Below are 8728 nucleotides of genomic sequence, written 5' to 3' on the forward strand. Positions count from 1 at the left end.
GCTTTCGGCGGTTGCGCCGGTGGAACCGGCCGAACCGTCCAGGGGCTTATCCCTGCGGATGCTGCAGCAGGTAACCGAAGCCGCGCACCGTGCGCAGTTCCACCTCGGTGCCTTCCAGCTTCTTGCGCAGGCGATGCACGTAGAGCTCGATGGCGCCGTCGGTGAGCGCTTCGTCCCAGTCGCACAGGTGCTCCTGGATCTGCGCCTTGCTCACCACGCGGCCGCGGCGCAGCAGCAGCATTTCCAGCACACCCAGTTCGCGCGGCGACAACTCCAGCGGCACGTCGCCAGCATAGGCGCGCCGTTCCGCCAGATCGAAGCGCAGGCCGCCGACGCCGATGTCGCCGCCGGACTTGGCGATGGCGCGGCGCGCCACCGCGCGGATGCGCGCCTGCAGTTCCACCATCTCGAACGGCTTGACCAGGTAGTCGTCGGCGCCGAGGTCGAGCAGGCGCACGCGGTCGTTCAGTTCGTCGCGCGCCGTCACCACCAGCACCGGGGTGTGGTTGTCCTGCGCGCGCATGGCGCGCAGCAGGGTGCCGCCGTCGCGGTCGGGCAGGCCCAGGTCGAGGATCACCAGCGCGTAGTCGACCGCGCGCAGGGCCTGCTCCGCGTCGCGGGCGGTGCCGTAAATGTCGACCACGTCGCCGGCGCGGCGCAGGGCGCGCCCCAGGCTTTCGGCAATCTGTACATCGTCTTCGATCAATAGCAGGCGCATGGCCTCTCTCCCGGCGGATAAGCCTGTGGGCGCTGGCTGTTCGCGGCGCCCACGGGTAAGCGTAGCTTACCGTCTGACAGCGGGGGGAGTCGTAAGGTCCGAGAAAGCAGTTGCGCATAGCCTGCGCGCCGAAAGCCAGCCTTGTCCCAGGCCGGAAGTTGAGCTGCCTGTTCTCATGCGCCGAACCCACCCGCCAATCCGCCGCCACCTCCGCCCGCAATTCCCGGTGGCGCTGGTGCTGGCCGGCCTGCTGCTGGCGGGCGCCGCCATCGCCGATACGGGCGTCGCGGCTCCGGCCGGGGCCTGGACCCTGGACGACCTGGTGACGGCGCTGAAGCAGGACAATCCCCAGCTGCGGCAAGCGCGGCAGGACTACCTGGCGGCGCGGCTGTCGGTTCCCCAGGCCGAAGCGTTGCCGGCGCCGCAGTTCAGCCTGCTGGAACAGGCGAACACCGGCGGCCCCTTCGACTTCAACCGCAACTCCGGCTTCTACGCCTACTACAACTTCAGCCAGCCGCTGCTGTGGCCGGGCAAGCGCAGCCTGGCGGCGGACATCGCCCGGGCCCAGGCGGAGGCGGTGGGGCGGCAGTACGACAGCCTCGAACTGCAACTGGTGTCGCAACTCAAGCTGGCCTACTACCAGCTGATGGCCCTGCAGGACCAGCTGCACTTCACGGACCAGGACCTGCAAAGACTGGAGCAGATCAAGGCCATCGCCAAGGTCCGCTACGCCAACAACGCCGCGGCCTATGTCGAATTCCTCAACGCCCAGGTGGCCGTCGGCGGCCTGCAGAACGGCCGCTACGCCCTGGACAAGCAGGTGCAGGGCGCCCGGGAGCAGCTCAACACCCTGCTCGGCCGGGCTTCGCAGACGCCCTTGCAGGTGCAGGACCAGCAGGACAGTCCGCACCTGCCGGCGCAGCCCCTGGACCGCCTGATCGAGCTGGCGCAGAAGAACAACCCGGCCATCGCCGGCGGCGAGTTCCAGGTCGAGGCGGCGGACAAGGGCGTGGCCCTGGCGCACAAGTCGTTCTGGCCCGATTTCCAGCTCAGCGCCGGCACCTACGCCGATCCCTCGGTAGTGCAGTTGCAGACCATGCGCATGTATTCCCTGGGCATCAGCTTCAACCTGCCGAGCTGGGGGTTCGCCAGGGAGAAGGCCGGCCTGGGCCAGGCGCAGGCCCAGCTCGAGGCGGCGCGGGCGGGGCAACAAGCCAACCTGCAGCAGGTCGACCTCGGCGTGGCCAACGCCTACCACAGCCTGGAAACCGCCCTGCGCCAGCTCGGCTTCACCCGCGACCAGCTGCTGCCGCAGGCGCAGATGGCCTACCGGCTGGCGCTGGACAGTTACGGCAGCAGCGGCAGCCCTGGCGGGACCGGTTTCTCCGACCTGCTGACCGCGCAAACCGGCCTGCGCGATACCGAGCTGAGCCTGATCCAGGCACAGGACGCCGCCGTGCAAGCCTACGTTTCACTCGCCGCCGCCATCGGCAAAGACCCGGACGTTCCCTGACATGAAAACCTGGCTCTACATCCTGGTGCCGGCGCTGCTGGCGCTCGCCATCGGCTACGGCGCCGGGCGGCATGCGGCCACGGCGCCCACAAACTCCACCTCCGCAGCGGAAAAAGCCGCCGATGCCGCGGCCACCACTCCCGATGCGGCCAAGCCCGCCCAGGCCTTCAACCCCGACTTCGTCAAAACCGTCCTGCCGCAGTCGCGCACCGTTCCCGACACCATCGCCGTGACCGGCAAGCTGGCGCTGGACCGGCAGCGCGTGCACATCGCCGCCGCCCGCGTCGCCGGTCGCCTCGGCCGCGTCTTCGTGTTCGAGGGCGAATCGGTGAAGGCCGGCCAGCCGCTGGCCGAAGTCTACAGTCCGGACTTCATCTCCGCCGAGAACGAATACCTGCTGGCGCGGCATTTCCGCGACGCCCTGGCCCAGGGCGGCTCGGACGCTACGCTGCGCGATGACGCGGCGGAAACCTTCCTCGCCGCCACCAACCGTCTCAAGGTGCTGGGCGCGGCCGATGCGGATATTGCCGGTCTCGATCGCAGCGGCCAGGCCGAACAATACCTGTTGGTACGCGCTCCGATCGGCGGCGTGGTGATGCAGCGCAACGTCGACGCCGGCGGCTACCTCAACATCGGCGACAGCCTGATGACGGTGGCCGACACCTCCACGCTGTGGCTGTACTTCAACAGCTACGACAGCGACTACGCCGCGCTGAAGCTGGGCCAGCCGCTCGACTTCCAGAGCAGCTCCCTGCCGGGCCGCAGCTTCAGCGGCCGCGTCAGCTTCATCGCGCCCACCATCGACCCGGCCACGCACACCCTGCCGGTGCGCTGCGACATTCCCAATCCGGATAGGCTGCTACGGCCCGAGATGTTCGTCAGCGGCAAGCTCGGCACCGGCGAGCGCACCGCGCTGGTGGTGCCGCGCAGCGCGGTGATCCGCGTGCGCGACCAGGACTACGTCTTCGTGCAGCAGGGCGGCAAGCAGTACCACCGCCTGCCGGTGCAGGGCCATGCCCTCGACGATACGGAGTACGCTGTCGTCACCGGGCTCGACGCCGCCACGCCGGTGGTCAGCGAAGGCGCGGTGCTGCTCAACCAGGTCAGCGGTTCCTAGCCGCGCCCGATGACCGCTTCCGAAAAATTCGTCGACGGCGTCATCAACAACCGCGCCCTGGTGTTCCTCGCCTGCGCGCTGCTGCTGCTGCTCGGCGGCTGGTCTTTCCGCCAGTTGCCGATCGAGGCCTATCCGAACATCGCGCCGCTGAACGTCCAGGTCATCACGCAGTGGCCGGGGCGCAGCACCCTCGAAGTCGAGCGCCAGCTCACCGTGCCGGTGGAGACCGCGCTGTCCGGCGTGCCGGACGCCGCATCGGTGCGCTCGGTCTCGCTGTTCGGCCTGTCGGTGGTGACGATCCAGTTCCGCGACGGCAGCAACGACTTCCAGGCGCGGCAGAACGTGCAGCAGTACCTCGCCCAGATCACCTTTCCCACCGGCGTGCAGCCCAGCCTGAGCCCGGACTCCGACGCCACCGGCGAGATCATGCGCTACCGCATCGCCTCGGATAACCCGGACGTCGACCTCACAGAGCTGAAGAGCCTGCAGGACTGGGAAGTCTTCAAGGAGCTGAAGAGCGTGCCCGGCGTGGCCGACGTCAGCGGCTTCGGCGGCATGGTGCGGCAGTACCAGGTGCTGCCCGATCCGGAAAAGCTGCAACGCTACGGCGTCACCCTGGCGCAGCTGGCGCAGGCCCTGGGCAACGGCAACGCCAATGTCGGCGGCGGCCTGCTGCCCAGCGGCGAGCAGCAACTGGTGGTGCGCGGCGTCGGCCTGGTGCAGTCGCTCGACGACATCCGCCGCATCACCGTCGCCGGCAACGGCGGTGTGCCGGTACGGGTGGCGGACGTGGCCACGGTGCAACTCGGCCATGCCGAGCGTCTCGGCCAGGTGCAGTTCAACCACCAGGACGACATCGTGCAGGGCGTGGTGATGCTGCGCCGCGGCCAGAACGCCAGCGCGGTGCTGGCGCAGGTGCGCGAGAAGATCGTCGGCATCAATGCCAGCGGGCGCCTGCCGGAGGGCGTCAAAGTGCAACCCTACTACGACCGGCAGGAACTGCTGGATCTCACCGTGCACACGGTGACGCATACCCTGCTGGTCGGCATCGTGCTGGTGCTGCTGGTGCTGTGGGTCTTCCTCGGCAACCTGCGCGTGGCGCTGACCGTGGCGGCGATCATCCCGCTGGGCCTGTGCGTGTCCTTCAGCGGCATGCACTGGCTGGACGTGCCGGCCAACCTGATCTCGCTCGGCGCCATCGACTTCGGCCTGATCGTCAACGCCGCGGTGATCGTCATCGAGAACATCATGCAGCACCTGGAACGCGGCGGCCGCGAGGCCGGCCTGGTGTTCCGCAGCGCCACGGCGGAAGTGCAGCGCGCCATGATCTTCTCCACCGCCATCATCATCGTCGCCTACGCGCCGCTGTTCCTGCTCGGCGGCGTCGAAGGGCGCATCTTCGAGCCGATGGCCTTCACCATGGGCCTGGCGCTGCTGGCCTCCATCGCCCTCAGCTCCAGCTTCGTGCCGGCGGCGGCGGCCACCTTGTTCGGCGGCGGCTGGGTGGTACAGGCGCCGCGCTTCATCGAGTGGATGCAGCAGCGCTACCGCGCCATTCTCGAAGTGCTGATCCGCTATCCCTTCCGCACCGGCCTGGTGTCGCTGTTCTTCCTCGGCCTGTCCGGTGTGGCCCTGGCCGGCCTGGGCACCAGCTTCCTGCCGACGCTGGAGGAGAACAACCTGTGGATTCGCGTGACGCTGCCCAACACGGTGGACCTGGCCTATTCGGCCGGCATCGCCGACAGGATCCGCAAGCGCATCGCCACGGAGTCCGAGGTGCGCACGGTGACGGCGCAGATCGGCCGCCCCGATGACGGCACCGATTCGGCCGGCGTCTACAACCAGGAGTACGGGGTCTACTTCAAGTCGCCGGCGGATCTCGGCCATGCCGTCGACCGGCAGGGCGTGATCGACCGCCTGCAGCAATATTTCGACGGCATCCCCGGCATCGACGTCAATTTCTCGCAGTACATCCAGGACAACGTCGACGAAGCCCTGTCCGGCGTCAAGGGCGAGAACTCGGTGAAGATCTTCGGCGACGACCTGCCCACCTTGCAGGCCAAGGCCGAGGAAGTGCAGGCGCAGCTGGAGCAGGTGCAGGGCGTCGCCGACGTCGGCATCTTCAAGGAACTGGGCCAGCCCACCCTCAACCTCAGCGTGGACCGCATCGCCGCGCAGCGCTACGGCCTCAACGTCTCCGACATCGAAAGCGTGGTACTCAACGCCGTCGGCGGCAACGCGCAGACCCAGGTGCAGGAGGGCGAGCGCGTCTACGACCTGTTCCTGCGCCTGCCGCAGGGGCCGCGTTCCGGCCCGGAGCAAATCGCCCGCCTGCTGGTCGATGCGCCGGACGGCAGCCGCGTACCGGTCAGCGCCGTGGCCAAGGTGGAAGTGGGCGACGGCCCCTTCTTCGTCTACCGCGAGGGTGCGCGCCGCTATATCGCCATCAAGTTCGGCGTGCGCGGCCGCGATCTCGGCGGCGCGGTGGCGGCGGCGCAGGCGCGCGTCGCCGAACATGTCGCACTGCCGCGCGGCTACGTGCTGCATTGGGACGGCCAGTTCAACGAGATGAAGCTGGCGCAGCGCAAGCTGGGCCTGATCATCCCGGTGGCGCTGGCCGCGATCTTCGTGCTGCTGGTGCTCGCCTTCGGCCGCGTCCGCGACGCCGCGCTGGTGCTGATCAACGTGCCCTTCGCCGCCATCGGCGGCGTCGCCGCTCTGTACCTGGCGCACGAAGACCTGAGCATCTCCGCCGGCATCGGCTTCCTCTCGCTGTTCGGCATCGCGATCCAGAATCTGGTCATCCTCATCACCAGCATCCGCGAACTGGCGCAGAGCCCGCAGTGGCAGTTCGACGCGGCGGTGGTGGAGGGCGCCACGCGGCGCTTCCGCTCGGTGCTGATGACGGCACTCCTCGCTGCGCTGGGGCTGGCGCCCGCCGCGTTCTCGCACGCCATCGGTTCGCAGGCGCAGCGGCCGCTGGCCCTGGTGATCTTCGGCGGCATGCTCAGTACCACTTTGCTGACCCTGCTGGTGCTGCCGGTGGCCTTCGCCAGGGTCAACCGCGGCCGCGGCGTGTAACGCGCAGGCATTTTTCCCCTCCCAGGCGGTATGCTGGCGCCGACCTCGGGGGGCCAGATGGCGTTTGCGACATTCACACCGTTTTCCGGCAAGCGCGCCGTCGCGTTCGCGCTGATCGGCCTGTTGACGGTCAGCCTCGCGCTGGGCCTGGTCTACCCGCGCATGACGGCGACGCAGCACCTCGCCGGGGGCCGCGACGGCCCGGTGTCCATGCCCTGGCTGTTCGGCGAAGTCAGCAAGGGCAACCGCCTCACCGTGGAGATGCCGCTCAACTGGCTGACGCCGCGACGCTGGCACATCGTGCCCGACGACCGGCTGGTCGAGCTGCACGTCAACGGGCAGCCGGTTCCCCTGGACGGCGTGCGGCCCGGCGGCCTGACTGACTGGCGCTACGGCTTCGATATCGACCTGTCGCCCTGGCTGCATACCGGCGGCAACCAGCTCGAATTCATCGTCGACAACTACGGCTGGAGCGGCAGCCTGTCCCTGGACCCGCTCCCCGGCTGGCGCTGCCTGCTGCTGGCGGCGGCCCTGCTGCCCTGGCTGCTGGCCCTGGCGGGCGCCTTCCGCCTGCGGCGCTGGCAAACCGTGCTGCTCGGTATCGGGCTGGTGGTGCTGTGCTTCTATTGGAGCGCCACGCCCTGGACCTGGCGCAACTACGACGTCAAGCGCCTCGGTGAGACCGGGCACCTGGGCTATGTCGAGTACATCGCCACCCGCCTGAGTCTGCCGTTGCCGAACCAGGGCTGGGAGTACTACCAGCCGCCGCTGTATTACATCGGCGGCGCCCTGGTCTGGCGCTGGGCGGACTGGCTGGGACTGTCCCAGCCGCAGGCACTGCAGGCTTTTGCGCTCGGCTTCTGGCTGATCTTCCTGGTCGCATCCACCGCAACCCTGCGGCTGGCGCTGCGCCGCTCGCCCTCGGCACAGGGCGTGGCCACCGCCGCCCTGGTGCTGTGGCCCGCCGGCATCATTCACGGCCTGCGCCTGGGCAACGACCCGCCGCTCTATGCCGCCGCCGCGGTCGCCACCTGGTTCATGTTCCGCTGGTGGCGCGGCGGGCGGCGGCGCCACCTGCTGGGCATGGCGGCGAGCATCGCCCTGGCGCTGCTGTGCAAGAGCAGCGCCCTGGTCCTGCCGGCCGCGGCCCTGGCGCTGATCGCACTGCGCCTGTTGCGGCATGGCGGCTGGCGCAGGACACGGCGCTGGATCGATGCCGGCGCGGCCAGCGCGGTGATGGCCGTGGGCCTGCTGCTGGGCCTCGGCCGCAATCTCTACTATTGGTGGCATGGCCAGATGTCCAACTGGCTGATCGGCAACATCGTCAACCTCGACGCCGATCTGCGCGTACCCAACCAGTTCCACTATTTCCTGCCGCTGGATATCCCGGTCTTCCTCAGTACCCCCTGGCTCGATACCCGGGCCGATGCGACCGGGCGTGCCAACTTCTGGAATTTCCTGCTGCGGTCGGCGCTATCGGGGGAGTTCAGTTTCCAGGGGGCGTTGCATCGCTTTATCGCGCTGCTGTGGGGTGTCGTACTGCTGTGGTTGCTGGCTTTGCTGATCATGCGGGCGGCTGCGCTGCGCTGGTCGACGAAAGTGATGTGGCGCGAGGCGCCGTGGATCGTGTTGAGCGTGCTGTGGCTGTTGAGCTTGCTGGCGGCACGGATCAGTTACCCGTTTTCCTGCGAGAGCGACTTCCGTTTCATTCTGCCGGTGTTGTTGCCGTTTGTTATTGCTTGTGGGCGGGGCGGTAAGGTAACGCAGGGATTGCTGGCGGTGATGGCGCTGAGTTCGGCGCTGTTCTTTGTCACTTTGTAATGATCGTGGGGTATTTTGGTTGCGTTTGCGCTCTGAAGCTTTGGCGTACGCGCTTGCACGCGGGTCATTGACCGCGCTTGTTGAAAGTGCGGTTCCGCCTTGATGGCGGGTTACTTTTCTTTGGCTTTCGCCCAGTAGCGTCCGGTTAATCGCCCAATAGATTCAATTGGTTGGCAGCGGGGTTGTTGTTGAATGAGTCGTTGGCCTGTGCCAAGACGCATTGCAACGTGGTTTTCTCGAACAGCGTGAGACTCAATACCTGTAGCAATTCATAGAGAGAAGCAGTGAGACCCAGCCGTTTGCGCACGATGGCGATCAACACATAAATCGACACGGCAATCCACAATTGGGTCTTCACGGCATTGGTCGAAGTGCCGTAGAAAGCTTTTATGCGCAGATGCTGCTTGATCCATCGGAAAAAGATTTCAATTTGCCAGCGCTGGCGATACAACGCACTGACCGTTGTCGCCGGCAAAGC

General features: G+C 67.6%; 6 protein-coding genes. 4 read left to right on the forward strand and 2 right to left on the reverse strand.

The window, feature by feature from the left end:
- Positions 1–46 precede the first annotated feature (46 nt).
- Positions 47–718, reverse strand: a complete 672-nt coding sequence (locus BP26_RS0116900; protein WP_029921747.1) for a response regulator — start codon at positions 716–718, stop codon at positions 47–49.
- A 175-nt stretch (positions 719–893) separates the two neighbouring features.
- On the opposite strand from BP26_RS0116900, the gene BP26_RS0116905 reads away from it, so the two are divergent.
- From BP26_RS0116905 to BP26_RS0116920, 4 genes are read left to right on the forward strand one after another with little or no spacing between them, the layout of a single operon-like run.
- On the forward strand, positions 894–2231 hold the full coding sequence (locus BP26_RS0116905) for a TolC family protein (protein ID WP_169740731.1): 1338 nt from the start codon (positions 894–896) through the stop codon (positions 2229–2231).
- A gap of 1 nt (position 2232) precedes the next feature.
- A complete protein-coding gene (locus tag BP26_RS0116910; protein ID WP_029921749.1) occupies positions 2233–3348 on the forward strand; it encodes an efflux RND transporter periplasmic adaptor subunit in 1116 nt (371 codons plus the stop codon).
- Between the two features lie 9 nt (positions 3349–3357).
- Positions 3358–6429, forward strand: a complete 3072-nt coding sequence (locus BP26_RS0116915) for an efflux RND transporter permease subunit (protein WP_029921750.1) — start codon at positions 3358–3360, stop codon at positions 6427–6429.
- Between the two features lie 57 nt (positions 6430–6486).
- Positions 6487–8250, forward strand: coding sequence for a glycosyltransferase family 39 protein (locus BP26_RS0116920; protein ID WP_169740732.1), 1764 nt, complete (start codon positions 6487–6489; stop codon positions 8248–8250).
- A 145-nt stretch (positions 8251–8395) separates the two neighbouring features.
- Here the strand turns inward: BP26_RS0116920 and BP26_RS0116925 are convergent.
- Positions 8396–8728, reverse strand: a 333-nt coding sequence (locus BP26_RS0116925) for a transposase (protein WP_245611829.1), incomplete at its 5' end; no start/stop codon positions are given.

Source organism: Nevskia soli DSM 19509 (genome assembly GCF_000711955.1).
GTDB classification, from domain to species: domain Bacteria; phylum Pseudomonadota; class Gammaproteobacteria; order Nevskiales; family Nevskiaceae; genus Nevskia; species Nevskia soli.

Coding starts and splice junctions, on each gene's coding strand:
- BP26_RS0116900 (WP_029921747.1), bottom strand. CDS start 718: ATGCGCCTGCTATTGATCGAAGACGATGTACAGATTGCCGAAAGCCTG.
- BP26_RS0116905 (WP_169740731.1), top strand. CDS start 894: ATGCGCCGAACCCACCCGCCAATCCGCCGCCACCTCCGCCCGCAATTC.
- BP26_RS0116910 (WP_029921749.1), top strand. CDS start 2,233: ATGAAAACCTGGCTCTACATCCTGGTGCCGGCGCTGCTGGCGCTCGCC.
- BP26_RS0116915 (WP_029921750.1), top strand. CDS start 3,358: ATGACCGCTTCCGAAAAATTCGTCGACGGCGTCATCAACAACCGCGCC.
- BP26_RS0116920 (WP_169740732.1), top strand. CDS start 6,487: ATGGCGTTTGCGACATTCACACCGTTTTCCGGCAAGCGCGCCGTCGCG.